Annotated in this window: 24 protein-coding genes and 1 pseudogene; 8 read left to right on the top strand and 17 right to left on the bottom strand. The window is 68.1% G+C overall.

What is annotated here, in order from left to right:
* The first annotated feature begins 14 nt into the window (after nt 1–14).
* Genes CFB81_RS23685 through CFB81_RS23675 form a run of 3 tightly spaced genes read left to right on the top strand, consistent with a single transcriptional unit; the run spans nt 15 to nt 1,414 of the window.
* A complete protein-coding gene (locus tag CFB81_RS23685; protein WP_069620968.1) occupies nt 15–191 on the top strand; it encodes a ribbon-helix-helix domain-containing protein in 177 nt (58 codons plus the stop codon).
* Between the two features lies 1 nt (nt 192).
* On the top strand, nt 193–543 hold the full coding sequence (locus CFB81_RS23680) for a glyoxalase/bleomycin resistance/extradiol dioxygenase family protein (RefSeq protein ID WP_089436720.1): 351 nt from the start codon (nt 193–195) through the stop codon (nt 541–543).
* 7 nt (nt 544–550) lie between these two features.
* Entirely contained in the window at nt 551–1,414 is an 864-nt protein-coding gene (locus tag CFB81_RS23675) for a class I SAM-dependent methyltransferase (RefSeq protein WP_089436719.1), read from the top strand.
* A 22-nt stretch (nt 1,415–1,436) separates the two neighbouring features.
* On the opposite strand, the gene CFB81_RS23670 is transcribed toward CFB81_RS23675, so the two are convergent.
* The 4 genes from CFB81_RS23670 to CFB81_RS23655 all read right to left on the bottom strand — a co-directional run bounded on the left by CFB81_RS23670 (nt 1,437) and on the right by CFB81_RS23655 (nt 8,349).
* Nucleotides 1,437–6,278 (bottom strand): NAD-glutamate dehydrogenase, encoded by a 4,842-nt coding sequence (locus CFB81_RS23670; protein WP_089436718.1) that lies wholly within the window; start codon nt 6,276–6,278, stop codon nt 1,437–1,439.
* Between the two features lie 189 nt (nt 6,279–6,467).
* Nucleotides 6,468–6,656: a 4-oxalocrotonate tautomerase gene (locus tag CFB81_RS23665; protein WP_069616855.1), complete on the bottom strand. Its 189-nt coding sequence runs from the start codon at nt 6,654–6,656 to the stop codon at nt 6,468–6,470.
* A 51-nt stretch (nt 6,657–6,707) separates the two neighbouring features.
* Nucleotides 6,708–7,481 carry a class II aldolase/adducin family protein gene (locus CFB81_RS23660; RefSeq protein ID WP_089436717.1) on the bottom strand — a complete coding sequence of 258 codons (774 nt, stop codon included), beginning with the start codon at nt 7,479–7,481 and terminating at the stop codon, nt 6,708–6,710.
* Nucleotides 7,459–8,349: an urea transporter gene (locus CFB81_RS23655; protein WP_089436716.1), complete on the bottom strand. Its 891-nt coding sequence runs from the start codon at nt 8,347–8,349 to the stop codon at nt 7,459–7,461. Before CFB81_RS23655 ends, CFB81_RS23660 begins: the two co-directional genes overlap by 23 nt.
* Before the next feature lie 124 nt (nt 8,350–8,473).
* Here CFB81_RS23655 and CFB81_RS23650 point away from each other — a divergent pair, with 124 nt between their 5' ends.
* The gene (locus CFB81_RS23650; RefSeq protein WP_069616858.1) at nt 8,474–9,028 is read left to right on the top strand and encodes a putative glycolipid-binding domain-containing protein; all 555 of its coding nucleotides are present in this window, start codon (nt 8,474–8,476) and stop codon (nt 9,026–9,028) included.
* Here CFB81_RS23650 and CFB81_RS23645 read toward each other — a convergent pair.
* From CFB81_RS23645 to CFB81_RS23625, 5 genes are all read right to left on the bottom strand, one after another.
* Nucleotides 8,989–9,927, bottom strand: coding sequence for an alpha/beta fold hydrolase (locus CFB81_RS23645; RefSeq protein WP_089436715.1), 939 nt, complete (start codon nt 9,925–9,927; stop codon nt 8,989–8,991). The two genes, CFB81_RS23650 and CFB81_RS23645, sit on opposite strands and share 40 nt — an antisense overlap.
* 4 nt (nt 9,928–9,931) lie before the next feature.
* Nucleotides 9,932–10,837, bottom strand: coding sequence for a metal-dependent hydrolase (locus CFB81_RS23640; RefSeq protein WP_089436714.1), 906 nt, complete (start codon nt 10,835–10,837; stop codon nt 9,932–9,934).
* On the bottom strand, nt 10,834–11,757 hold the full coding sequence (locus CFB81_RS23635; protein ID WP_089436713.1) for an SDR family oxidoreductase: 924 nt from the start codon (nt 11,755–11,757) through the stop codon (nt 10,834–10,836). The genes CFB81_RS23640 and CFB81_RS23635 overlap by 4 nt, the downstream gene beginning before the upstream one ends.
* Nucleotides 11,758–11,778: 21 nt before the next feature.
* Nucleotides 11,779–13,359 (bottom strand): NAD(P)/FAD-dependent oxidoreductase, encoded by a 1,581-nt coding sequence (locus tag CFB81_RS23630; RefSeq protein ID WP_089436712.1) that lies wholly within the window; start codon nt 13,357–13,359, stop codon nt 11,779–11,781.
* Between the two features lie 246 nt (nt 13,360–13,605).
* Entirely contained in the window at nt 13,606–14,277 is a 672-nt protein-coding gene (locus CFB81_RS23625; protein WP_089437118.1) for a lysoplasmalogenase, read from the bottom strand.
* Between the two features lie 357 nt (nt 14,278–14,634).
* On the opposite strand from CFB81_RS23625, the gene speB reads away from it, so the two are divergent.
* Nucleotides 14,635–15,603 carry an agmatinase gene (gene speB / locus CFB81_RS23620; RefSeq protein WP_089436711.1) on the top strand — a complete coding sequence of 323 codons (969 nt, stop codon included), beginning with the start codon at nt 14,635–14,637 and terminating at the stop codon, nt 15,601–15,603.
* A 79-nt stretch (nt 15,604–15,682) separates the two neighbouring features.
* On the opposite strand, the gene CFB81_RS23615 is transcribed toward speB, so the two are convergent.
* The 6 genes from CFB81_RS23615 to CFB81_RS23590 form a co-directional block, all read right to left on the bottom strand.
* Complete coding sequence (locus tag CFB81_RS23615) at nt 15,683–16,663, bottom strand: sulfonate ABC transporter substrate-binding protein (protein WP_069616864.1); 981 nt, start codon at nt 16,661–16,663, stop codon at nt 15,683–15,685.
* A 208-nt stretch (nt 16,664–16,871) separates the two neighbouring features.
* Nucleotides 16,872–17,096, bottom strand: a complete 225-nt coding sequence (locus CFB81_RS23610; RefSeq protein ID WP_069616865.1) for a hypothetical protein — start codon at nt 17,094–17,096, stop codon at nt 16,872–16,874.
* 277 nt (nt 17,097–17,373) lie between these two features.
* Entirely contained in the window at nt 17,374–17,577 is a 204-nt protein-coding gene (locus CFB81_RS23605; protein ID WP_006485974.1) for a cold-shock protein, read from the bottom strand.
* Between the two features lie 380 nt (nt 17,578–17,957).
* Nucleotides 17,958–18,797, bottom strand: a complete 840-nt coding sequence (locus CFB81_RS23600; RefSeq protein WP_089436710.1) for a MerR family transcriptional regulator — start codon at nt 18,795–18,797, stop codon at nt 17,958–17,960.
* A 9-nt stretch (nt 18,798–18,806) separates the two neighbouring features.
* On the bottom strand, nt 18,807–19,370 hold the full coding sequence (locus tag CFB81_RS23595) for a GNAT family N-acetyltransferase (RefSeq protein WP_089436709.1): 564 nt from the start codon (nt 19,368–19,370) through the stop codon (nt 18,807–18,809).
* A 95-nt stretch (nt 19,371–19,465) separates the two neighbouring features.
* Nucleotides 19,466–20,485, bottom strand: a complete 1,020-nt coding sequence (locus tag CFB81_RS23590) for an AraC family transcriptional regulator (RefSeq protein WP_089436708.1) — start codon at nt 20,483–20,485, stop codon at nt 19,466–19,468.
* A 396-nt stretch (nt 20,486–20,881) separates the two neighbouring features.
* Here CFB81_RS23590 and CFB81_RS23585 point away from each other — a divergent pair, with 396 nt between their 5' ends.
* Nucleotides 20,882–22,246, top strand: a complete 1,365-nt coding sequence (locus CFB81_RS23585) for an MFS transporter (protein ID WP_089436707.1) — start codon at nt 20,882–20,884, stop codon at nt 22,244–22,246.
* Between the two features lie 24 nt (nt 22,247–22,270).
* Here CFB81_RS23585 and CFB81_RS23580 read toward each other — a convergent pair whose 3' ends face one another.
* Entirely contained in the window at nt 22,271–23,233 is a 963-nt protein-coding gene (locus CFB81_RS23580) for a LysR family transcriptional regulator (protein ID WP_089436706.1), read from the bottom strand.
* A 131-nt stretch (nt 23,234–23,364) separates the two neighbouring features.
* Here CFB81_RS23580 and CFB81_RS23575 point away from each other — a divergent pair, with 131 nt between their 5' ends.
* Nucleotides 23,365–24,363 (top strand): quinone oxidoreductase, encoded by a 999-nt coding sequence (locus CFB81_RS23575; RefSeq protein WP_089436705.1) that lies wholly within the window; start codon nt 23,365–23,367, stop codon nt 24,361–24,363.
* Between the two features lie 62 nt (nt 24,364–24,425).
* On the opposite strand, the pseudogene CFB81_RS36665 reads toward CFB81_RS23575, so the two are convergent.
* Nucleotides 24,426–24,726 (bottom strand): annotated as a pseudogene (locus tag CFB81_RS36665) (EmrB/QacA family drug resistance transporter); the annotation flags it as partial.
* Nucleotides 24,727–24,861: 135 nt separating this feature from the next.
* On the opposite strand from CFB81_RS36665, the gene CFB81_RS23565 reads away from it, so the two are divergent.
* The gene (locus tag CFB81_RS23565; RefSeq protein ID WP_179236052.1) at nt 24,862–26,421 is read left to right on the top strand and encodes a methyl-accepting chemotaxis protein; all 1,560 of its coding nucleotides are present in this window, start codon (nt 24,862–24,864) and stop codon (nt 26,419–26,421) included.
* The last annotated feature ends 27 nt before the right edge of the window (nt 26,422–26,448 follow it).

Here is a 26,448-nt window from a genome sequence, read left to right as displayed (position 1 = left end):
GCATACTAGCCTCCATGACCGACGAAGAAGTGAAGCAATTCAACGTGTACCTGCCGCTCTCGCTGATCCGGCAGGTCAAGCATCGCGCCATCGAAACGGAGCAATCGCTGTCCGCGCTGGTGGCCGACGCGTTGCGCGCGTACCTGGCCGCGCCGCCCTCAGGCGCGGAACCGTCCAACAAGGAGGAGTGACATGTCATCCGAGCGAATCGAAGCCGTGTACCTGACGACGCACAACTGGGGCAAGTCGGCGAAGTTCTTCCAGGCGCTGGGCTTCACGCTGGAATTCGAAACCGATCACCAGTCGGGCCAGTTGCGCAGCGGCGACGGCCCGTTCCTGTTCATCGCCGAAGTGCCGCCGGGCGAAAAGCCCGACATGCCGGTCGTACTCAAGGTGGCCGACGAGCAGGCGGTGCAGCCGCAGCCGATCGTCGATGTCGTCACGCCGTTCGAGGATACGCACTGGGGCACGCGCGACATGACCGTGCGCGATCCGGACGGCCGGGTGTGGCGTCTGCAGGCGCCGGGCAAGCAGCACGCGTGAGGTCGACATGACGGTTATCCGCGAAGACGACGCGCCCGACAGCACGGCCGCGCGCGTCGCGCTGTGGCGGGCGCTGCACGTCGAGCTCGATGCACCGCCGCACGTGCTTGCCGACGAAATCGGGTTGCAATTGCTTGCGCCGGCACCCGGCTGGCGGCAGCGCGGCGACATGGATCCGCAGTTCACGCGGCCGTTTCGCGCATCGATCGTCGCGCGGGCGCGCTTCATCGAGGATCTCGTCATCGAGCAGGTCGCGCGCGGCGTGAGCCAGTACGTGATCCTCGGCGCGGGGCTCGACAGCTTCGTGCAGCGCCGGCCGGACATGGCGTCGCGCATGACCGTGTTCGAAGTCGACCAGCCGGCGCCGCAGCGCTGGAAGCAGCGCCGCCTGGCCGAACTCGGCTTCGGCGTGCCCGACTGGCTGCGTTTCGTGCCGGTCGATTTCGAGGCGAGGCAGTCGTGGCGCGACGCGCTCGTCGGCGCGGGCTTCGATGCGGGCCAGCCGGCGGTCGTGGTGTCCACCGGCGTCAGCATGTACCTGACGTGCGAAGCGAATGCGGCCGCGCTGCGCGAAGTCGCGTCGCTCGCGCCCGGTTCGACGTTCGCGATGACGTTCCTGTTGCCGCTGGACAATGCGGATCCGGACGTGCGCCCGGGGCTGGACATGGCCGCGAAGGGTGCGCGGGCAAGCGGCACGCCGTTCATCAGCTTCTTCGAGCCGGACGAGATCCAGGCGCTTGCACGGGAGGCCGGCTTCGCGCAGGCCGAACACGTGTCGGCCGCCGAGCTGACGCGCCGCTATTTCGCCGATCGCCCGGACGGCCTGCGGCCGCCGAACCGCGCGGAGGAGTTGCTCGTCGCGACGGTTTGACCCGCCGCCTTCGTCACGCTCGTCACGCGCGTTCGAGCACGGCCATTTCCCGCACGACCACGAGCAGCACCGCGAGGCTCGCGCCGCCGGATGCGCGCAGGTCCGCGAGCAGGTGCTCGTAGCGCGCGAGCGCGGCCTCGCGGCGCGCGCGCCACGCGCCGACGATCGTGTCCGGCGTGGTCGAATCCGGCGATTCCGCGAGCGCGCTCGTCGCGAGCGTGCGCTTGAGCCGCGCGATTTCCGCGAGCGCGGCGGCGCGCGCCAGCATGTCCCAGTGCGTCGGCGTCGGCAGGTTCGCCGCGCGTTCGCCGATCCACCCGTAATTGAGCAACGTGCCGAGGGAGAAATAGACGCCCGCGACGAGTTCGAGGCTGCGGTTGCAGGTCGCCGCCACTTCGGCGATGTCGAGCAGCGCGGCCGAGATGTCGCCGCTCGCGACGCGTACCGCGAGCGCGCTGTCGACGCCGGCATCGACCAGCACGCGCTGCCGCTCGGACAGCGCTTCCAGATCGTCGGCCGGCAGCAGCGACGGCAGTTGCGGCGCGATGCGCTGCACCGCGTCGCGGCAGCGCGCGATCAATCCGGCGACGCCGCCGTCGGCCACCGCGCCGGACTGCAGATGCCGCAGGAACCACAGCGCCGCGCGCTCCAGCAGCCGCGCGACGTCGACGAACATGCGCGCCTGCACGTCGTCGGCGACGCGGTTGTCGAGCGCGTCGATATCGCGCCACACCGCATCGAGGTCGAACACGTCGCGCGCCATGATGCACGCACGCACGATGTCGCCGGGCTTCGCGTCGGTTTCCTCCATCAGCCGGTGCACGAACGCGCAGCCGACGCGGTTCACGAGTGCGTTCGTCAGATGCGTCGCGAGAATCTCGCGGCGCAGCGGATGGCGGCGCATCGGCTCGCTGAAGCGCTGTTGCAGCGGCTTCGGGAAGTAGTCGACGAGCATCGCGGCCACCAGCGGATCCTCGGGCACGTCGGATTCGAGCAGCGCGTCGTAGAGCCACATCTTGCTGTACGCGAGCAGCACGGCGCGCTCTGGCGACGTGAGGCCGAGCTTCGCGGCCTGCCGCTCGGCGACTTCGTCGTCGGTCGGCAGGAATTCGATCACGCGGTTCAGGCGGCCCGCGCGCTCGAGCCAGCGCATCAGGCGTGCCTCGGCGTCGAGCAATTCGACCGCATGGCGGCCGGCGATCGACAGCGCCTGCGTCTGGTAGTAGTTGTCGCGCAGCACGAGCAGCCCGACTTCGTCGGTCATCTCGGCGAGCAGCGCGTTGCGCTGCTTCTCGGTCATCTCGCCGTCGGATACGACGAGCCCGAGCAGGATCTTGATGTTGACTTCGTGATCGGAACAATCGACGCCGGCCGAGTTGTCGATCGCGTCGGTATTGATGCGGCCGCCGCGCTGCGCGAATTCGATGCGGCCGAACTGCGTGCAGCCGAGATTGCCGCCTTCGCCGACGACCTTGCAGCGCAGGTCCGCGCCGTTCACGCGCACCGCGTCGTTCGCGCGATCGCCGACCTGCTGGTGCGTTTCGCGCGCGGCCTTCACGTAGGTGCCGATGCCGCCGTTGTACAGCAGGTCGACCGGCGCCTGCAGGATCGCGCGGATCAGCTCGGTGGGCGGCAGCGCGTGCGCGTCGATGCCGAGCGCGGACTGCACGGCCGGCGACAGCGGGATCGTCTTCGCGGTGCGCGGATACACGCCGCCGCCGGGCGAGATCACCGACGTGTCGTAGTCGGCCCAGCTCGAGCGTTCGAGCGCGAACATGCGCTGGCGCTCCGCGAAGCTCGTCGCCGGGTCGGGGTTCGGGTCGAGGAACACGTGCCGGTGATCGAACGCGGCGACGAGCCGGATATGCGGCGACAGCAGCATCCCGTTGCCGAACACGTCGCCCGACATGTCACCGACGCCAACCACGGTGAAATCGGTGGCCTGCGTGTCGACGCCCATCTCGCGGAAGTGCCGCTTCACCGATTCCCACGCGCCGCGCGCGGTGATCGCCATTTTCTTGTGGTCGTAGCCGACCGAGCCGCCGGACGCAAACGCGTCGTCGAGCCAGAAGCCGTATTCGTGCGAGATCGCGTTCGCATAGTCGGAGAAGGTCGCCGTGCCCTTGTCGGCGGCGACGACCAGGTACGGATCGTCGGGGTCGTGGCGCACCACGTCGGGCGGTGGCACGATCGCGTTGCCGGCGAGGTTGTCGGTGAGGTCGAGCAGCCCGCGCAGGAACGTCTGGTAGCATGCGATGCCTTCGCGCATCCAGGCTTCGCGATCGCTCTGCGGCGGCGGGTTCTTCACGACGAAGCCGCCTTTCGAGCCGACCGGCACGATCACGACGTTCTTCACCATCTGCGCCTTCATCAGCCCGAGCACCTCGGTGCGGAAATCCTCGCGGCGATCCGACCAGCGCAGGCCGCCGCGCGCGACGCGCCCGCCGCGCAGGTGCACGCCCTCGACGCGCGGCGAATACACCCAGATCTCGAACATCGGTTTCGGTTCGGGCAGTCCCGGTACCTTCGCCGGGTTGAACTTGAACGACAGGTACGGCTTCGATTCGCCGTTCGCGTCGGCGAGGAAGTAGTTCGTGCGCTCGGTCGCGTTGATCACGCCGAGGAACTGGCGCAGGATGCGGTCCTCGTCGAGGTTCGGCACCTGGTCGAGCGCGCCTTCGATCGCCTTCAGCAGCCGTTCGGCCTGCACGTCGCGCGTGTCGCCGATGCGCGGGTCGAAGCGCAGCAGGAACAGCTCGACGAGTTGCCGCGCGATCGCCGGATTGCCGGTCAGCGCGCGTTCGATATACGCGTCGCTGAAGGTCGAGCCGACCTGCCGCAGATATTTCGCATACGCGCGCAGGATCGTCACCTCGCGCGCGCTCAGGTGTGCGCGCAGCACGAGGCGGTTGAAGTCGTCGTTCTCGATCCGGCCGCTCCAGATCCGGTCGAACGCATCCTCGAACAGGCCTTTCACGCGCTCGATGTCGAACTCGGTATCGTCGGCGAGTTCCAGGCCGAAATCGTGTACCCACGCGTGCGCGGCATCCTGCGTCTGGATCCGGTACGGCCGCTCCTCGTCGACGCGCACGCCGAGATGTTCGAGCATCGGCAGGCTGCGCGACAGCGCGATCGGGTCGCCCGCGCGGTACACCTTGAAGCGGAACGCGCGCGGCTCGGCCTCGATCGGCCGGTACAGGTTCATCGCGAGTTGGCCCGAGTCCTTCACGCGCTCGATCAGCTCGATGTCGCGCACGGCCGTGCGCGCCGGATAGTCGTCGCGATAGCCGGCAGGGAACGACTCGGCATAGCGCTGCAGCAGGCGGTTGCCTTGTTCTTCGCCGAATGCGTCGAGCAGCGCGTCCGCGAGATCGTCCTGCCAGCGGCGCGTGACCTGCACGAGCCGCGTTTCGAGTTCGCGCGTGTCGACGTCGGGCATCGTGCCCGGTTCCGCATGCACGACGAAGTGAATGCGGGCGAGCGCCGATTCCGACAGCAGCGGCGTGAATTCGACGTTCACGCCGTTGTACGCGTCGACCAGCAGCTTCGCGATGCGGCGGCGCAGGTCGGTGTTGTACTTGTCGCGCGGCACGAACACGAGGCACGACACGAAGCGGTCGAACCGGTCGCGCCGCACGAACAGCCGCGTGCGCTGGTGTTCCTGCAGGCGCAGGATGCCGAGCGCGATGTCGTAGAGCTGGTCTTCGTCGGCCTGGAACAGTTCGTCGCGCGGATAGGTTTCGAGCACCGTCACGAGCGACTTGCCGAGATGCCCTTTCGGCAAAAAGCCCGCGCGCCGCACGATGTTCGCACACTTGCGGCGCACGATCGGAATCTCGGTGTACGAACCGAAATAGGCGGTCGACGTGTAGAGCCCGATGAAGCGGCGCTCGCCGGTGACCTTGCCGTCGGCGCCGACGAGTTTCACGCCGACGTAGTCGAGGTAGCCGGGCCGGTGCACCGTCGCGCGCGAATTCGCCTTGGTCACGAAGATCGGCCATGCGCCGGTGATGATGTCGGCGGCGGCCGGCGGCAGCGGCGTCACGTCGGCGGCGCCCGACGTGCGCAGCGATTCGCGCAGGATGCCGAAGCCCGAGCCCTCGATGCCGCGCAGGCCGAAGCCCGTGCCGTCCGATACGAGCGCGTAGTCGCGCTGACCGAGGAACGTGAAGTGATCGGCGGCCATCCATTCGAGGAACGCGCGCGCTTCGATGTCCTCCGCGGTCGATTCGCGTGCCTTCATCTCCTTGATCGTCGCGTGAGCGATGTCGACGATTTTCGGCCAGTCCTCGACCGACGCGCGCACGTCGCCCAGCACGCGCGCGATGTCCTCGCGCAGCGTGTCGAGCAGCGCGGCGTCGCCGCAGCGGTCGACTTCGAAATGGATGAACGACGCGAGTTGCGACTGGCCGTCGCCGGACGTCGCACCGCCCGCGTCGACGCGCTCGATGCCGCCGCCGGCGCCGCGCCAGATGCGGAACACCGGATGCAGCGCCGAATGCAGCGCGAGCCCGAGACGGTTGATGGCCATCGTCACCGAGTCGACCAGGAACGGCATGTCGTCGTTGACGATCTCGATCACCGTGTGGTCGGAATGCCAGCCGTGCTGCTCGAGGATCGGGTTGTACACGCGCAGGCGTTCGCTGCCGGGCACGAATTTCTGGGCGGTCTGCCAGTGCGCCATCGCGGCGCCGTACAGGTCGGCGATGCTGCGGCTCTGCAGATCGTCGGCATCGACGAAATCGTAGTAATGACGCAGGAAGGGTTCGACGATCCGGAACGTGGCGTCGGGCAGCCGAGCGCGCGCGAATTCGACGACATCGGAGAGCAGGTGTGCGACGACTTCCTCGTTCTTCGCTTCCATGGCGGTCTCCGTCGGGTGGCCATTGGCTGCTGCGTCTGTCCGGCATTATGCGCCGATTGCGTGACAAAGCGATGTGCGGGCGCACAAGGGCGGCGGGCGGAGAAACCCGCATGCAGCGTCTCGTGCGCGCGCCGCAGTGCAGGGTTCAGCGCAGGGCGGGCGGCGCCGACGCGACGCCGCCGTCGGCGTTCAGCGCTCGTCGCTCCACAGCCTCCCGGCCGTCGCCCAGTTCTCCTTCTTCACGTCGGCGAGGATGATGTCGACCGAGCCCGGGTCGCAGCCGAGCGTCTCGCACGTGACACGCGTGATTGCTTCGACGAATGCGCGCTTCTGCTCGAGGGTGCGGCCTTCGAACAGCTGGATATTGAAAGTCGGCATGACACAGGCTCCGGTTGGGATTGAACGATTCGGTCGAGTGCGGATGCGCCGTCAGTCGCGATACGACGGATCGATCCGGTCGAGCCGGCGCAGCAGCGCCGGCCATTCCAGTTCGCCTTCGATCGCGCCGCCGTCGCGCAACTGTTCGGCGGTGCGCTCGGCGATGGCCGGCTCCGGCAGCACGAGCGGCCCGCCGCCGGCCTGCGCGCGCACCTGGATGTCGCACGCCTTGATCAGCGTATCCATCAGCACGTAGGCTTCGGCGACGGTCCGGCCGACCGTGAGCGTGCCGTGATTGCGCAGCAGCATCGCGGATTTCGCGCCGAGGCTCGCGGTCAGCCGCGCGCCTTCGGCCGGCGAGAATGCGAGCGCTTCGTAGTCGTGATACGCGAGATCGCCATGAAAGCGCAGCGCGTGCTGCGATGCCGGCAACAGCCCGTCGCGCTGGATCGACACGGCGATGCCGGCCGTATTGTGCAGGTGCATCACGCAGACGGCATCGGCGCGCGCGGCGTGCACGGCCGCATGCAATGCGAAGCCGGTCGCGTTGACCGCGTGCTCGCTGTCGCCGATCCGGTTGCCGGCCACGTCGATCTTCACGAGGTTCGATGCGCGAACCTCGTCGAACGTGAGGCCGAACGGGTTGATCAGGAAGTGGCCGGGCTCGCCGGGCACGGTCGCGGACAAATGCGTGTAGATCAGGTCGTCCCAGCCGTTCAGCGCGACGAGCCGGTATGCGGCGGCGAGGTCGACGCGCAGCCGGCGTTCGGCGTCGGAGATCGGACCGCCGGGCTTCACGGCGTCAGGACGGTGTGCGAATGACATCGGGTGCTCCGAGCGTGAGGCGGCGCGCGACGGCTACGGTCGCCCATGCCGCGAGCGCGAAAGGGGCCGTGAACGTGGGGATGCCCGCGCGCATCGCGAGCCACTGGATCAACGCGGCGAGCGCGGCAGCCGCGAGCGCCGCATGCGGGCCGCGCGACATCAGCGCGAGCGCGGCGAGCGTGCCGTTGAAGCCGAGCAGGCCGTCGGCGAACGACGCGGCGCTTGCGCCGAGCGCGGTCAGCAACACGGTCGACACGATCGCGCCGCCAAGTGCGAATGCGGCCGCGCGGCGCGACGCGACGGCGAGGCCGGCGACGACCAGCGCGCCGGCCCAGGCGCCTTGCGCGAAGGTGGCCTGAGCAACGCCCGACAGCAGCGCGTCGGTCGCGGAAGCGAACGTCGGCACCGGGGCGGCGGTCGCGCCGTCCGCATGCTGCACCGCGACAGACGGCAGCCACAGCGCGGTGACGACCAGGCACGGGCTCGAATACGGGCACTGGCGCCAGCGGGCGAGCGACGCGCGCATCGTGCGTTGCACGAGCGCCGCGCCGATCGCGACCAGCGGCACCAGCGCGACGGCGGCGAGTTGATGGGGCGCGAACGAGACGGCGATCAGCGCCGCGAGCGCGCCGTTGAAGCCGTGCAGCCCCTGTTCGACGTCGCGGCGTTCGGCGCCGGTCAGCACGGCCGTCATGCTGGCGGCGGCCGAGCCGACCAGCGCCGCGCATGCGAGCCGCAGGTCGTTCAGCGCGAGCGCGGCGAGCAGCAGCGCGCCGGTGAGCGCATTTGCCTGCAGCACGATCTGCCCGATGCCGCGCAGCAGGATGCGCAGGTCGATCGATGGCGAGGCGGGGCGGGCAATAGGCATGATCGCGGCGGAACAGGATGAGCCGCGAGCATAGAACAGGCTGCGATGCGCCGGAATAGGGAATTCTGGATAGTCAGGATTTGTGCGACGATGCTCCGCAGGGCGAAAACCGGGAGGTGGAAAGATGCGTGAGGTGCGCTGGGCGTCGCTCGAGGGCGACGGAATCGAACATCTGACGTTCGATCGGAGTGAATCCGGCATCGTCGTCGAAAGCGCGGTGGTCGGCCAGCGGTACGGCCGTGCGTACGGGCTCGCGTATCGCGTCGAGTGCGATCCGCAGTGGCGGGTGAAGTACGCGGTGCTCAAGGTGATGGGCGGCGGCACGCTCGAACTGCGCGGCGACGGGGCCGGGCACTGGCGCGACGGTTCAGGCCGCGAACTGCACGAGCTGGACGGCTGCATCGATATCGACATCGCCGCGACGCCGTTCACGAATTCGCTGCCGATCGGCCGCCTGGGGCTCGCGCGCGGCGAGCGGCGGCCGATCGACGTCGCATACATCTCGACGCCGGATCTGAAAGTCACGCCGGTCAAGCAGGCTTATGCGTGCATCGTACCGGGCCGCCGCTACCGCTACGAAGGGATCTTCCGGAATTTCACCGCGGAGATGGACATCGACGACGATGGGCTCGTGATCGACTACGAAACGCTGTTCAAGCGTCTGCCGCCGCTGCGCTGAACTGCGGCTTCCGTTCGCGTGGCCGGCGCCGCCACCGGCGCCGCGGCGACCGCGGGCCGTTCATGCGCGGCCGCGAACCGGTCGATCCGCGACGCGATCAGGTCCGGATGACGCAGCACGATCCAGTGCGTGCCGTCGATTTCCTCACGCACGTGCTCGCCGAGCCAGCGGTCGAGGTCGACCGACATTTCGGGCGTCACGTAGCGGTCGCGCACCGGCACCAGGATCTGCACCGGCGCCTGCGCGTACCGCTCACGCGGCTTGCGGGCCCGTGCAAGGAAGTTCGCGCGGTACATCCGCATCCCGTTCAGCGCGTTCTTCAGTTGCGCGGGATCGCGCTCGGCGCGCACGCGTTCGGTGAGCTGCAGCCAGCGCGGCCACAGCGCGGCACCGCCGAGCCGCCATGCCAGCGACGGCACGAGCGGCAGATGGAAGAACGCGATGTACCAGGATTTCAGGCTCTGCCTGAGCCGCATCTTCGCGCGGAACACGTGATCGAGGCACGGGCCGGAGATCGACGTGTACGACGCGATGCGGCCGCGGAACGCGGGGTCGGTCACGGCCTCCCAGCACTGGATCGAGCCCCAGTCGTGGCCGACCAGGTGGAACGGCCGGCCGCCGCAGGTCGCGTCGGCGACCGCCTTCAGGTCGCCGGCGAGCCGTTCGAGCGTGTAGTCGGCGCGGCGGCGCGGCGCATCGGATGCGCCGGCACCGCGCACGTCGTACGCGATCACGCGGTAGCGCTTCGCGAGCCGCGCGCGGATCGGCGCCCACACGGTCGCCGAGTCCGGGTAGCCATGCACGAGGATCAGCGGCGGCGCGCGACGCGACCCGCTGACGTAGACGGCGAGTTTCACGTCGCCGGACCGGACGGTCAGCATCTCGTGAGCGCGCGCCATCGCGTCATGCCTGCGCCGCCGAATGCAGCGGCACGCGGCGCGGGGCGGCTTGCGCCGCATAGCGCGCGTTGGTCGCGTCGATGTTATCGAGCAGCGTGTCGAGCTCCTGCAGATACTGATGGTTGTCGTGATCCCACGGGTGGAAGCCCGGGCGGAAGTAGTCGAGCCATTCGCGCGCGATGCTCGGGAACACGCCGTTCTTCGGGCTGTACAGGTACTTCACGAGGCGCCACATGCCGCCGAACTTGCCGTGTTCGCGACGGTGCGCGCGCATCAGTCGCACGTGGAAGTCGAACACGATGGCCCAGAAGAATACCGTCGTCGTCAGCATCGTGCCGGTGCGCAGCAGGTAGCTGCCGATGCCCGGCTTCATCACGGTGCGCCACACGTCGTAGGACACCGCCTTGTGCTCGGTTTCCTCCATCGCGTGCCACATCCACATCTGCTGGTAGCCCTCGACCGAGCCGTCGATCCGGTGCTCGTGGCCCGACAGCAACTGGTTCGCGAGGATCGCCGTGTAGTGTTCGAGCGCGATCGTGATCGCCAACTGCATCGAGTGCGGCAGCACCTTCTTGAACCAGCCGAGGATCGTCCACAGGCGCTTGTCGAGCTTGTGCGCGGGCAGGCCGGCTGCCTGCAGCAGGTCGTTGTATTCGATGTGCTCGCGGGTGTGCATCGCTTCCTGACCGATGAAGCCGATCACCTGCTTCTTCAGCTCGGGATCCTCGATCCGGTCGCGGTAGTTGCGCACCGAATCCATGAAGAAGCGCTCGCCGGCCGGGAACAGCAGCGACAGCGCATTCATGAAGTGCGTGACCGGCACGCCCTGCACATGCCAGTCCTTCGCGCGTTCGGGTGGCAGCGCAAATCGGATGTCGCGCCGCACGGGCATCATGTTCGGTGTCGTCATGATTGTTCTCCCTGATTGCCTGCATTGTTGTAGGTGGCGTGCGCCGGCGCCGGCGTGCCGCGTGCGGCACGGCGGGCTTTCGCGGCCTCGCGGCGCGTCGCGAGCACGACGAGCGCCTGGTACGCGGCCGGCAGGATGCGCGCCATCCAGTCCGCGCCTTTCGCGTCGCGGCCGATCAGCACGCGGCGCTTGTTCTTGCGCACGCCGGCGAGGATCGTGCGCGCGGCGTCGTCGGCGGTCGTGATGAAGAACTTCTCGAAGCTGTCCTTGCCTTGCTGTTCGCTCTCGACGATGAAGCCGACCATGTTCTTCGCGACGCGGCTCGACTGCGCGATGTTGGTGCGGATGCCGCCCGGATGCACACAGGTGGCCGACACGCCGCACTTCATCATGTCGAGTTCCTGGCGCAGCGATTCGGTGAAGCCGCGCACCGCGAACTTGGTCGCGTTGTAGCCGCTCATGCCCGGCTGCGCGAAGATGCCGAAGATGCTCGACGTGTTGATCACGTGGCCGTCGCCCGATGCCTTCAGGTGCGGCAGAAACGCCTTCGTGCCGTGCACGACGCCCCAGAAGTTGATGTTGACGATCCACTCGAGATCGCCGTAGTCCATGCCTTCGATCGTGCTCGACAGCGCGACGCCCGCGTTGTTGAAGATCAGGTTCACCTTGCCGTGCTCTTTCGCGGTGTCGTCGGCCCACGCGAACATCGCGTCGCGATCGCCGACGTCGAGCACGCGTGTCGATACGCGCACGTTCGGCGCGATCGCGCGGACGATCCGTTCGGTTTCGGCGAGGCCGACGCCGTTCTTGTCGGCGAGCGACACGTGGCAGCCGGCCTGCGCGAGCTGGATCGCCAGCGCGCGGCCCATGCCCGAGCCGGCACCCGTGATCGCGGCGACCTTGTTGGCGAAATCTCTCATGTCGATGGCTCCTTGTCTGGCTCAGGCCGCTTCGGCGGACGTGGAAGCGGAAGCGGCCGGCGCGGCGGCGGGCCGCGCGGTCGTGTCGTGCGGCGCGCGATACGCGTGGTAATCGGCGATCGAGAACTGCGCTGTGGCCTGACGGAAGCGCCACGTGAAGCCCGGCCACAGCGTCGTGTTCTTGCCGGTGCGCGGGTCGAGGTACCAGCTCTTGCAGCCGCCCGTCGACCAGATCGCCTTCTTGAGCTTGCCCTGCAGGTCGTCGTTGTACTGCGCCTCGACGAGCGGTCGCACCTCGATCGCCTCCGCGCGTTCGCGGCGCATCGCCTGCAGCGCGCCGAGGATGTATTCGATCTGCGACTCGATCATGAACACCATCGAGTTGTGGCCGAGGCCCGTGTTCGGGCCGACGATCATGAAGAAGTTCGGGTAGCCGGGCAGCGTCGTGCCGAGATACGCGTGCGCGCCGTCGCGCCACGCATCGACGATGTCGAGGCCGCCGCGGCCGATGATCGCGCCGCGCGGATACGGGTCGGCCACCTGGAAGCCGGTGCCGTAGATCAGGCAGTCGACTTCATGACGCTTGCCGTCGGTCGTCACGACCGCGTCGGCTTCGATGCGATCGATGCCGGTCGTGATCACGTCGACGTTCTTGCGCGACAGCGCCGGGTAGTAGTCGTTCGAGATCAGCACGCGCTTGCAGCCGAGCGTGTAGTTCGGTGTGACGGCCTTGCGCAGTTCCGGATCGGGAATCTGCTTGCGGATGTGACGCAGCGCGAGCTTCTGCACGTTCTTCATCAGCGACGGATGGATCGCGAAGCCGAGCACGCGCGATTCGAGCATCCAGTAGATACCGCCGCGCACGGCCTTCTGCGTGACCGGCAGCGTGCGGAACAGCCACTTCTCGAAACGCGTCAGGTTGCGGTCGGGTTTCGGCATGATCCACGGCGGCGTGCGCTGGAACAGCGCGAGCGATTTCACGCGCGGCGCGATCTGCGGCACGAACTGGATCGCGCTCGCGCCGGTGCCGATCACCGCGACGCGCTTGCCTTCGAGCGGGTAGTCGTGATCCCACTGCTGCGAATGGAACGCGCGGCCCTTGAAGGTTTCGACACCGGGAATCGCCGGCAGCGCGGCGCGCGACAGCCCGCCCATTCCCGACACCAGCACGCGCGCCGACAGCCGCTTGCCGTTCGCGAACGTGAGGCGCCAGCGTTGCGCGGCTTCGTCGTACTCGGCGCGCTGCAACTCGTGATTCAGCCGCAGGTGCGGGCCGACGTCGAAGCGCTGCACGCAGTCTTCCAGATACGCGCGGATCTCCGGCTGCGGCGCGAACATGCGCGTCCAGCGCGGGTTCGGCGCGAACGAGAACGAATAGACGTGCGACTGCACGTCGCATGCACACCCCGGGTAATGATTGTCGCGCCACGTGCCGCCGACCGACGCCGCCTTCTCGAGGACGACGAAGTCGGTCACGCCGGTTTGTTTCAGGCGGATCGCCATCCCGAGGCCGGCGAAGCCGGTGCCGATGATGGCGATGTCGATGGCTTCGTCCAGGCCGTCATGGCCGGGCGGGCCGAAAGGCAACGTGCGAGCATTCATCCGGGTGTCTCCGATCTGGCTCATTTTTTAATGTTACATTGGTTGATGTAACGATAGTGGGTGAACCCGGAAACCGCAAGAGGCTAGAAGCGACGCTCTAAGGGCCGGAAACCAAGCGGGGAAAGGCTGAGCGGGGTTTGGAACGGTCCCGTCTCCGCCATGCGGGATGCGCGGAAAGGGCCGTCGGCACGGCGGGAGAGGGAAGAGGCAGGACCGCCGGCGCGCGACGGCCTGTTTGAAACGGTATCAGGGACGGATCGACCGGGCGGACATCTCATGGAAAACCCCGGCCACGATCGTGACCTGCGCGAGCGCATAGAGGCCCCAGATCAGATAGTCGATGCCGGGAAAACCGCCGAGGAACCGGCCGACGCCGATCAGCGTGTCCGAGCCGACGAAGATGAGGCTGCCGATCGCGACCAGCGGGCCGCGCGTGCGTGCGGCAAGCGCGAAGCTCGCCATCGCGCACAGCACGAGCATGTAGACGGCGACCGGCGCCAGCAGCTCGCCGAGGTGCGGGAAGAACGCGACGTAGAACGCCGGCGCGGCGATCCATAGCACGACGAGCGCAACGATGCGCCAGCCATGCGGCCGCGCGCGCCACCGGAAGAAGATCGCGCAATAACACAGGTGCGTGAGCAGGAACGCGCCGAGGCCGAGCACGAACGACAGCGGCCAGTCGGGCAGCGCGAGCAGCACGTCGCCGAGCACGGCCGTCGCGAGTGCCGCGCACAGCCACGTGCGTTTGCGCGGCGCGCCGCAGGTGCTGGCCGCCGCGAGCAGCAGGATGCCCATCGCGGCCTTCGCGGCGGCCTGGCCCGGATAGGGCGCGGCGGCGAGCGACAGCCCGTACAGCAGCGCCGCGGCGATGGCGAGCGGCCAGAGCCGGCGGTACGTGGCGGGAAGCGTGGCGATCAAGGCGGGTGTCTCCGGTTTGTTGTTGTCTGCGGTGGACGGCGCGCCGTCGACAGCGCGGCTGCCGGCCATTATCCGGAAGAACGGGGGCGCGAAAACCGGCGAATCCTTCTAGGAAACGATCGCGACCGGCGCCGCCGCCGCCGGACTTTTTTCGCGCGTTGCCCCGGCTGAACCGGGGCAACGGTTCCGATTCGGCTTGCTACGATCGCCGCGGTATTACCGTTGTCGTTGTCGATGTCCCGCCTCGCTTCGCGAACGGATGCGCGAGCCGGTACATGCCCGATGAATCCCGCCGTGCCCGGCCCGCGCGCTCAGTCGAAGCGGGACGGTCCGGCCACCACGAAAACAGGTCCGACCATGACCGAACTTCTCCACGGCGACGGCGCGATCCGTCGCGCGACGCCGTACGGCTCCTCGATCGAAAACACCTATGCGGGCGTGCTGTCGTTCATGCGCCGCAACTACTCGCGCGCACTCGACGGCGTCGACGTCGCGATCTCCGGCGTGCCGCTCGATCTCGCGACGACCTATCGTTCCGGTGCGCGGCTCGGGCCGGCCGCGATCCGCGCGGCGAGCGTGCAGCTCGCGGAGCTCAATCCGTATCCGTGGGGCTTCGATCCGTTCGACGATCTCGCGGCCGTCGACTACGGCGATTGCTGGTTCGATGCGCACAACCCGCTGTCGATCAAGCCGGCGATCGTCGAGCATGCGCGCACGATCCTGCGCTCGGGCGCGAAGATGCTGACGCTCGGCGGCGACCACTACATCACGTATCCGCTGCTGGTCGCGCACGTGGAGCGCTACGGCAAGGCGCTGTCGCTGATCCATTTCGACGCGCACTGCGATACGTGGGCCGACGACGATCCGGACAGCCTCAATCACGGGACGATGTTCTACAAGGCGGTAAAGGAAGGGCTGATCGATCCCGCGACGTCGGTGCAGGTCGGCATCCGCACGTGGAACGACGACTTTCTCGGGATCGAGCGGCTCGATGCCGCGTGGGTGCATGACCATGGTCCGCGGGCGGCGGTCGCGCGGATCGTCGAGATCGTCGGCGCGCGGCCTGCGTATCTGACGTTCGATATCGATTGCCTCGATCCGGCGTTCGCGCCGGGGACGGGGACGCCGGTCGCGGGCGGGTTGTCGTCAGCACAGGCGCTGGCGATCGTGCGGGCGCTCGGGGCGGTGAATCTGGTCGGGGCGGATGTGGTGGAGGTCGCGCCCGCGTACGATCACGCGGACATCACGGCGATCGCGGCCGCACATGTGGCTTGCGATCTGCTGTGCCTGTGGCGGCAGAAGAAGATGGCGGAAGCGTTGCGTTGAGCGCGTGCCGAGCGGGACACGAAAGCGGCCGGTCGGGCAGCGCGCCCGGCCGGCCTGCTGACGGATGGGGCCGCGAGCGTTACTTCGCCGCCAGCGCACTCGCCACGCTTTTGTCGACCCAGGCATTCCCGGCCACGCTCAGCTTCTGCGGAATCAGCTTCGCCGCGTAGAACGCATCGGCAACACCTTGCTGCGCGGCGACGATGCGCTCGTCGATCGGCACCGCACCGAACGGCACCCGCTTGATCCACGTCTCGACGAGCGCCTCGGGCAACCCGACCTTCGGCGCCAGCAGCGCGGCCGTGTCGGCCGGATGCCCGTTGACCCACTGGCCCGTTTCGCGCGCCTGTTTCAGGATCGCGCCGACCACGTCGGGATGCCGTTGCGCGAAACTCCGCGTCGCTTCGTAGAAGTTGTTGGTCGCCGCGAGCCCCGTGTAGTCGGACAGCGTGCGCACCTTCAGCGCGTTTTGCGCGGCCGCGTAGTACGGATCCCACACGGCCCACGCATCGACATTGCCGCTTTCGAACGCGGCGCGCGCATCTGCCGGAGCGAGATACACCGGATGGATTTCGTCGTAGCGCACGCCGGCTTTCTTCAGCGCCTCGAGCAGCAGGTAGTTCGCGCTCGAGCCTTTCTGCAGCGCGACCTTCTTGCCGCGCAGGCCGGCCACCGTCCGGATCGGCGAATCGCTCTTCACGAACACCGCTTCATTGTGCGGCGCAGGCGGTTCCGCGCCGACATAGACGAACTGCACGCCGGCCGCCTGCGCGAACACGGGCGGCGGCGCACCCGTGTAGCCGAAGTCGATGCTGTTCGCGTTCAGCGCTTCGAGCAGTTGCGGGCCGGCCGGGAATTCGAACCATTGAACGTCATAGCCGAGCGGCTTGAGCCGTGCTTCGAGCGCGCCCTGCGCCTTGACGATCGACAGCAGGCCGGCCTTTTGATAACCGATGCGCACGATCTTGTCGGCGCCGCCTTGCGCGAATGCCGACGCGGCGGACAGGGCAACGAGCGAGACCGCGGTGGCGCGGGTGATCCAGCGGGTGAAACGAATCATCGAATGAACTCCATGCGAGGCATCTTCGGAGAGCGGCCGGTGCCGCTCGGTTGGAAGAATCGTCGCATGGGCGATTGCGCCCGCAAACGAAGCATTGCCGATATGGATATGACGGCGGCGGCCCTATGCTTTGGCGCCGTGGCCTGCCGGGGCGGCCGCCCGCCGGTTTTGATGACCGTCTGCGCTGATATCGACAGTAGCGCGGCCTTTAACCGCGCGTATCGACCCAGTTGCGTGCCCAGCGTGCCGAATGCGCGAGCGCTTGCGCTTCGCTCGCGAAGTAGTCGAGCGAATAGAACTGGTAGCGGCCTTCGTCGTGCGCGCTATCGGTGCGTTCGAGCAGCAGGTTGGATGAAAAACTCCCGTCGGGCAGACGATGCGCCGAGGGGTGGACGGCATAGCCGTTGTACTGTTGAATTCGTTGATTGTGCATTTTAATTTTAATGATGATCGAGTGCGCGCGTGCCGTGCTGAATGCGCACGGGTACGCCGATTCAACGCCATTGCGAGCGGAATCTGACGCAGTCGGAAAGCGAAAATAAGGCGTTGCGGCCGGAGGGGGGATGAAGTGCAACGAGACGTGTGGCGCCTGGCAAGCTGCTCATCGAGCAGAGGCAGCTCAAGCCGATCGCGCCAACTTTGGGAGACGAAGCTCCGTGGGGATGTCGCTGCGACCCGGCGTCCGTCGCGGACGCCGGGCCCTTCAAACGTTACAGCGGCTTGATGTTGGCCGCTTGCAGACCCTTCGGGCCCTGCTTCGTTTCGAAGCTCACTTTTTGGTTTTCAGCCAGCGTCTTGAAGCCGTCGGCACGAATTTCGGAGAAGTGAGCGAACAGGTCGTCGCCGCCGTTGTCCGGCGTGATGAAGCCAAAGCCTTTGCTGTCGTTGAACCACTTGACGATACCGGTATCCATGAAGATTCCTTGAGAAAAAAATAGAGATTTGCTCTGTTGAAGAGCGCGTGAAGCGTCAAGGAGGGAGAGGACAACGAATACCGCTGGGAAGGAGCGAGCAATTGATGAACAGCAATCGGACTTCTTGGACTTCGACGCATACACTAACCGCCAGGCGGGCTCGCGTCAACCTATAACTTGTAACTGTGCCGCGGCCGCGTGGCTACCGTGCGTGGGGCGATGTGGCGCCGCCTGGCTGAAACGGGGGCCGAGCGGCGCTCCTGGCCATTCGCCGACCCGTGCGAACCGCGGTTGCCACCGGCAATGGCCGTCGGCGTTGCCGCGAACCGGCTACGCGCGCGTCGTGGCGACATGCCGGCGCATGCATGATGGCCGCGCGTCTATGCGTTGTCGCCGTCGCCTTGCGTATCGCTCGTACCGGACTGCCGCGCTGCTTCGTCGCTGAGCTTCCTGTCGAGGATCGTCGCGACCCGGCCGCCGAGATACGCGCCCGCCGCGGTTTCGAGCGCGCGGTTCGTCTCGCCTTCGACGAACACGGCCGCGAGCGGGCGCAGCCGCCAGATCGCGTCGACCAGTTCGGGGACGTCGGTGGCCGGCGGCAACGTGCCGGCGTCGTAGCGGTCGAGCCGCTTCACGACGAGATCGACGAGCAGCCGCGCGATCGCGTCGAAATGCGGCCGCGCGAGGCTGATCACGTCGAGCAGCTCGCGCGGCGGAATGCCTTCCTTCGTCATCGCGGCCGCCGCCTCGAGCAGCGCGGGGCTTTTCGCGACGAACGACAGGCCGCGCCGTTCGAGCAGCCCGAGCTCGGTCACGCGCGACAGTTGCGTGGTCGCCTGCGGGCCGAACATCTGCGCGAGTTGCGCGAGCGAATAGGTTTTCGGCAGCTCGTGCGACCAGCGGCCGCCGATCGCGTTTTCGAGACCGAGGATCGAGCGCAGGTCGTGGCCTTCGTCGATCGCCTTGATCAGGTCCTGGATGTTCGACAGCGTATAGCCGCGCGCGAGCAGATGGTTGATCAGCTTCAGGCGCGCGACGTGCGTGTCGTCGTAGATGCCGACGCGCCCGCGTTTCTCCGGCGGCGCGAGCAGCCCGCGATCCTGGTACGCGCGGACGTTGCGCACGGTGGTGTCGGACACGCGCGCGAGTTCGTCGACCGTGTACTCGTTGCGGGAATCCGGCGCGGCCTCGTCGGGCGTGGAAGAAGTCTGTTTTGACATGCGGCCATTTTAGCGCGCCGCGGCAGGCTCGGGCGAGGCGGGGCGCGTGTTCGCGCCGTCGCCGAGCGGGCGCTGCATCAGCGCGGTGTCGATCCAGCGGCCGTGCTTGAAACCGACCGCTTTCAGCTGGCCGGCCGGTTCGAAGCCGAATGCGCGATGCAGCGACGTCGAGCCGCCGGTGCCGCCGTCGGCGATTACCGCGATCATCTGCCGCCACGGGCCGCCTTCGCAGCACGCGATCAGCGCCGCCAGCAACGCGCGGCCGATGCCTCGCCCGCGTTGCGCATCGTCGATGTAGATCGAATCCTCGATCGTGAAGCGGTACGCGCTGCGCGTGCGATAGGGCGTCGCATACGCGTAGCCGGCGATGCGGCCGTCGCATTCCGCGACGAGATAGGGCAGCCCGTGACGCAGCACCGCGTCGCGGCGGCCGCGCAGTTCGTCGACGTCGGGTGGCGTCTCCTCGAACGACGCGACGCTGTGGCGCACATGGTGTGCGTAGATCGCGTGAATGGCGGCGAGATCGGCATCGGTCGCGTCGCGGACGACGCAGGCGGCTGGCGTGGCGGACATGGCAAGGGGCGTGGATGCGGGCAAACCCCGACTATGCGGGCAATTGCGCGGCGCGTAAAGCGGCGGTGGAGGCCGGGCGTCGCGCATCGTCGCGTTCAGTTCGGCAGCCGCTTGCGCTGCGTGTCGCGCGGCAGCTCGTTGAAGCGGGCGAAGTAGTAGCCCGAAAAACGGCCGAGATGGCCGAAACCGAACGTCAGCGCCGTATCGGTAATGCTGGCCATCGGGTCGGTCAGCAACTGCGCGCGGGCGGCGTCGAGCCGGATGTTGCGCAGCAGTTCCATCGGGGTTGCGCCGTGGTAGCGGCGGCACAGCACGTTCAGCGTCCGGAAGCTGACGCCGGCCGCCCTGGCGAGATCCTCAAGCGAGATGGGCGCGCAGAGTCGCGCATGGATGAATTCGAGGAGCGCGTCCATTTGCCGGATGCCGCCCCCGGATCCGGATGGCCCCGGAAGATTGCACGCTTCCGGTGAAGCGAGGGCATGCGCGGTTGTCGGCGATGGCGGGCAATGTACGAGCAGGAATAGCGCGAGGCTGCGTTCGAAGTGGTCGCGCCACTCGGCCCGGATGCCGCCGTCGCCGGCCACCGCGAGGACGTTGAGCAGCGACTGTGCGATCAGGTCCCATTGCGAGGCCAGTGCGGGCGGCAACAGAAATCCCGGCACGAGGCCGGGCCTTCCGTCGTCGGGCCGGCAGCCGGAAACCGCGTGCAGCAGCGCGTCGGGGACCTTGACGATCAGTTGCAGGGTGCCGGGCCGCCAGCGCAGGTGGACGCGCGTCCTGGGCGCGAGCACGGCGGTGCGTCCTTCGAGCACGTCCATCACATGCCCGTCGCACTCGATTTCGGCGCCGCCCGCGAGCGACGTGTGGACGAGCGAAAAACCGTCGAACGGGCGCGGCGCGACCTCGACTTCGGCGCCGTACTGCAGCGCGTAGACGCTCAAACGATTCAGTCGCCCCTTGAAAAGGGCGGCGTCGGCGACGCCGTGCTTCCAGTGCAGCACATGCTCGGCCAGCTCCGCCGAGACCTGCTCGTGCGCATCCGTGCGGGATCCGGATCGGAACAGGCAATTCCGGTACAACGCGGACAGCACGTCCGCATTCGGCGTGAGGGGCATGGGGCGTCTCCTGTGCGGCATTTCCGTACAGCGCATCCGGCTGGCCGCGGATGCGCGTCGTGCCGCATCGGTTTCTCTTGCGTGCGCGAAATCTCCTGGACGGATGATATTGACCTTCGTCAGGCTTGTCCAAAGTATCGCGAGGGTTTGCAAGAATCGGATAGTCCTGTTCCCGCCCAGGAAAAATCCGGATAGCGCGCGGCACGAGAAAAAAACGGATTGAATTCGTGCGCGGCCTGCAAATTCCGGATAGTGGGAATCATTGTGGCTTCCTACACTGCGCCGACGCGTGCTGGAGGGCCGTGCATCTCGCCACGTAACTTCGGACAACTACTAAATATGCAGGCCGAGCGATCGTACTGATTCGAAGCCTCCCCTGAAAAAAGAAGGAATTCCATGCGTCAAATCAACCTGCAGGCGCTCTCGGACGATGCGCGGCTGGGTCCGCTGCACGGCGTCGTGCTGTTCTGGTGCGCGCTGATCATCGTGTTCGACGGCTACGATCTCGCGGTGGCAGGCATCGCGCTGCCGGCGATCATGAAGGACATGGGCGTCAGCCCCGCGCATGCCGGCTTCATGGTGAGTTCGGCGCTGTTCGGCATGATGTTCGGCAACATCGTGTTCGGAACCGTCGCCGAGCGGATCGGGCGCCGCCGCGCCATCGCGGCCTGCCTGACGCTGTTCAGCGTCTTTACCGCGGCGGCCGGGCTGGCGCCGACGCCCGCGCTGTTCGGCGCCGCCCGCTTCGTGGCGGGCATCGGCATCGGCGGCGTGATGCCGAACGTGATTGCCCACATGACCGAGTACGCGCCGCGCCGCGTGCGCAGCACGCTGGTGACGCTGATGTTCAGCGGCTATTCGGTGGGCGGCATGCTGGCGGCCGTGATGGGCAAGGGAATGATCGAGGCGTACGGATGGCGGTCGGTGTTCGTCGCCGCGGGCGCGCCGGTGCTGCTCGTCCCGCTGTTCGTGAAATGGATGCCGGAATCGATGTCGTTCCTGGTACGGCGCGGCAGGACGGGCGAACTCGCGCGCATCGCGAGCCGGCTCGATCCCGCGTACCGGCCTCTGCCGGACGACCGCCATGTGTTCCCGCGCGAGGACCAGGCTGGCAACGCGCCGGTTCGCCGTCTGTTCGACGACGGTCGCGGGTTCAGCACGATCATGTTCTGGATCGCCTGCTTCATGTGCCTGTTCATGGTGTACGCGCTCAGTTCGTGGCTGACCCGGCTGATGGCGGGGGCGGGCTACAGCCTCGGTTCCGCGTTGACGTTCGTGCTGGTGCTGAACGCCGGCGCGATGGTCGGCGCGATCGGCGGCGGCTGGCTGGCCGATCGCTTTCCGATCAAGACGGTGCTCGTTTCGATGTATCTGCTCGCCGCGGTGTCGATCACGCTGCTCGGCTACAGGATGCCGACCGCGCTGCTGTTCGTGCTGGTCGGGCTGGCTGGCGCGTCGACCATCGGCACGCAGATCGTCAACTGCGCGTATGCGGGGCAGTTCTATCCGGTCGCGATCCGCTCGACCGGCATCGGCTGGACGCTGGGCATCGGCCGCGGCGGCGCGATCCTCGCGCCGATCGTGATCGGCGTGCTGGTGGGCATCGATCTGCCGCTGGAGCAGAACTTCATGGCGATCGGGTTGCCAGCGCTGGCGGCGGCGCTCGCGGTCGGCCTGATCGATCATCGACGCTCGGCTTCGCATCGCGACCGTGCGGGCGGTGCCGGCGAACCGCAGCAGGCACCTGCCCGGCAATCCTGAGCAGCGGTTACGACGGCCGGGGCGTCAGAGCCGCCCGTCGGCCGCGTGCACCGCATCGGCGATCGCATCCGCGACACGCTGCACGCGCGGCGACCGGCGCACGTCCGGGTGGACGACGAGCCAGATTTCGCGCTCGATGTCGCAGCGCGGCGCGGCCGTGAGCTCGACGAGCGCCGTGGCGGCGCGGGCGGTTTTGTCGACGTGGGTGTCGGCCGCGTCTTGCGGTCCGCCGGTGTCGGGTTCGCCGGGCGACCGGGGCGCCGCCGGCAAGGCGTCGAACGCCGGATCGTCGAGCAGGAAGCGCGGCAACAACGCGATGCCCGCGCCGGCGAGGCACGCGCGGTGCAGTGCGGCCAGATCGTTGGCGATAAACGCGAAGCGGCGTCCGGCCGCGAAGCGTTCGAGCCATTGTTGCTGCGGCATCTGCGCGAGCGCGTCGTCGTAGCCGAGAAACGTCCACGTGTCGGGCGGCGCGGCGGCCCAGTCCGGCGCCGAGCACAGCGCGAAGCGCATCGTGCCGAGCCGGCGCGCGGCGAGCCCCGGTTCGCTCGGCCGCGACAGCCGCACCGCGAGATCGGCTTCGCGCGCATACAGGTTCGCTGCGTGCATCTCGCCCATCAGGTCGATCCGCAATGTGGGCCACGCACGTTGCGCGCGGGCCAGGCGTGGCGCGAGGAAGTGGCTCGCGAATACCGGCGACGCCGACACGCGCACCACGCCGTCGAGCGCCGCGGCCCCCTGCGCCGCGCGCGCGAACGCGTGCGCGTCGGCTTCGAGGCGCGCGGCGTGCTCGGCCAAGTGCAGCCCTTCGTCGGTGGGCGGCCAGCCGCGCGGCAGCCGGTCGAACAGCCGGATCCCGAGCGCCCACTCGAGCGCGTCGATGCGCCGCGCGACCGTCGAATGCTGGACCTGCAGCGCTCGCGCCGCGGCTGACAGGCTGCCGCCGCGCAGCACCGCAAGGAAGTAGCGGATATCGTCCCAGCTCATCGGCGGCGCAGGCGGGGCGGCGGAATCGTGATCGGTCGAATTTTGCACAGTAAATGGGCGTTCAGTGTGAATTCCGTTCGATTATGCACAATGGGATGATCGTGTCACTTCATTCGACAGCGAGGAACGTCATGACCCAAACAGCCAACGCCATCCGGATCGGCATCGACCGTTACGGCGACGCCGGCGTGCTACGCCGCGTCGATGCGCCTGTCGCGCCGCCCGGCGCCGGCGAAGTGCGGATTCGACAGACCGCGATCGGCGTGAACTTCGTCGACATCTATTTCAGGACGGGCGCGCACGCGTTGCCCGCGCTGCCGGAGGCGCTCGGCGTCGAGGCAGCCGGCGTGATCGATGCGGTTGGCCCGGGTGTGACGGAGCTCGTGCCCGGCCAGCGCGTCGCGTATGCCGGCATGCCGACCGGCAGCTATGCGAGCCTGCGCACGATGCCGGCCGGGCGCGTGCTGCCGATTCCCGCCGGGCTGAGCGACGAAGCCGCCGCCGCCGGGCTGCTGAAGGGCATCACCGTCTACATGCTGATGCATCGCGTCCGGCAGGTCGGCGCCGGCGATACGGTGCTCGTGCATGCGGCGGCCGGCGGCGTCGGGCTGCTGGCGACGCAATGGGCGCATGCGCTCGGCGCGCGCGTGATCGGCACGGTCGGATCGGCCGCGAAAGCCGCGCTCGTGCGCACGCACGGCGCCGAAGCGGTGATCGATTATCGCGAGGAAGACTTTGTCGCGGCCGCGCGTGCGTTCGGCGGCGGTGCGGGCGTCGACTACGCGATCGACGGGATCGGCGGCGACGTGCTGACCCGCACGCTGGGGGCGATTCGTCCGTTCGGCATGGTCGCGAGTATCGGGCAGGTGGCGGCGGTGGGCGCGCGGCAGACGTTCGACCTCGACGAACTCGGGCCGGCCCGTTCGATCGCGCTGGCGCGGCCGAGCGTGCTCGGTTTCATCGCGCGCGACGTCGGCGCGTATCGGGACGCCGCACGTGCGACGCTCGACCGGCTGGCGGGCGGGATGCACGTCGAGATCGGCGCGCGGCTGCCGCTCGAGCAGGCGGCCGACGCGCACCGGTTGCTGGAGTCGCGCGCGACGACGGGCGGTGTCGTGCTGCTGGCGTGACGGCGGGCGCGGACGGGGCGAGTCGCGGTTCGACGGTCGCACCGCGAGGAGCCGACCGCTCGGTGGTGCTGGCGCTGCGGCGCATCCTCGACGAACCATGCGAGCACGAGCACGAGCACGATCGCGCCCGACCGCCGCGGCCGCCGGATACACGACGTGCGGCGAGCCGGCGAATGCGTCGACGTGCGCGTCGCGCACCGGGTCCGGTAACCGGTGCACGGCGGCCAGGCCGAGCGCAGGGGGCCGCGCCGTGCCGGCCGGCAGCGCGTGCATCATCCGCGACTGCAGCCGGTGCGAGAACAGCGCGCCGAACCCGGCGACGCCGAGCAAGCCGCCGATCGAACGGAACAGCGTCGCGCCCGACGGAGATTGCCGGCCCGAAAAATTGACGACGATCAGCCGCGAGGCAGGAGCGGACTCAAGTTTTTTGCAGGCACACCGTAATACAGAGGGCCGCGGACCGATTGCCGCGGCATTTTTTCTCGCTCACGTGCCGTCATGAACCTGAACGCCCTGTTTTCCCGTTTCTCGATCCGTACGCGGATTTTCTCCACGCTTGGTCTCGTCGCCGCGCTGCTCGTCGTGTCGGGGCTGATCGGCCTTGCGGGCATGCAGAGCTCGAATCGCGCCCTCGACGAGGCCTATACGCGGCAACTGGCGGCGAAGACCGCGCTGTCCGCGGCGAGCCTGAACCTGACGATCGTGCGCACGACGCTCGACCGTGCGCTGCTGCATCCGGAAGCGACGGAGGTGCCCGATCTCGTCAAGAAGGCCGAAGGTTATTTGGCGAAGGCCGACACGGCGTGGCGCAGCTACGCGGCGATGCCGCACGGCGACGACGAAGGCCCGCTCGCGAGCCGCCTCGATGCCGCGCGTCAGGCGCTGATCGGACAGGCGCTGAAGCCGATGATCGATGCGATCCGCGACGGGCGGCGCGACGAAGCCGACCGGTTGCTGATGACGGTCGCACCGCCGCTGTCGGTCGCGCTCACGCAGGCGACCGACGCGCTCGATGCGTACCAGGCCGCGCGCGGCAAGGACGTGTACGACACCGCGCAGACCTATTACGGCTGGATGCGCATGGGCGCGCTCGCGGGCATCGCATTTGGGCTGGCCGCGTGCCTTGGTTGCGCGATCGGCCTGCATTTCGCGATCACGCAACCGGTGAATCGCCTGCTGTCGCATTTCCGCCGGCTGTCGGACGGCGATCTCACGTCGGAATTGCACTGGTCGTCGCGCGACGAGATGGCCGAACTGGTCAACGGCGTGACCGGCATGCAGCGCAGCCTCGCGGATACGGTGCGTCAGGTGAGCCAGGGCTCCGAAGCGATCTCGACGGCGACGCACCAGATCGCGGCCGGCAACACCGACCTGTCGCAGCGCACCGAGGAGCAGGCGTCGGCGCTGCAGGAGACGGCCGCGAGCATGGAGCAGCTGACGGCAACCGTGAAGCAGAACGCGGACCACGCGCTCGAGGCACAGGCCTGCGCGGACAGCGCGAGCGAGATCGCGACGCGCGGCGCGACGGTCGTCGGCGAGGTGATCGGCACGATGAACGAGATCGACCGGAGCTCGCAGAAGGTCGCCGACATCATCGGCACGATCGAAGGCATCGCGTTCCAGACCAACATCCTCGCGCTGAATGCGGCGGTCGAAGCCGCACGCGCGGGCGAGCAGGGCCGCGGCTTCGCGGTGGTCGCGGGCGAGGTGCGCACGCTGGCACAACGCTCGGCGTCCGCGGCGAAGGAAATCCGCACGCTGATCGGCGAATCGGTCGAACGTGTCGCGACCGGCTCGCGGCTCGTCGGTACGGCCGGCACGACGATGCAGGACATCCAGCAGGCGATCGGGCGCGTGACGGGCATCATGACGGAGATTGCGGCCGCCTCGAGCGAGCAGCGCGACGGGATCGAGCAGGTGAACCGCGCGGTGTCGCAGATGGATCAGGTGTCGCAGCAGAACGCGGCGCTCGTCGAGCAGGCGGCCGCGGCTGCCGCGTCGCTCGAGGAGCAGGCGGATGGGCTGCGTCGCGCGGTGGGGGCGTTTCGGGTGGGTTGAGCAAAATGACGGCGGCACGGTAACGGA

It is taken from the genome of Burkholderia sp. AU28863 (assembly GCF_002223195.1).
Taxonomy (GTDB): domain Bacteria; phylum Pseudomonadota; class Gammaproteobacteria; order Burkholderiales; family Burkholderiaceae; genus Burkholderia; species Burkholderia sola.
This window is presented reverse-complemented; position numbering and strand designations above follow the sequence as displayed.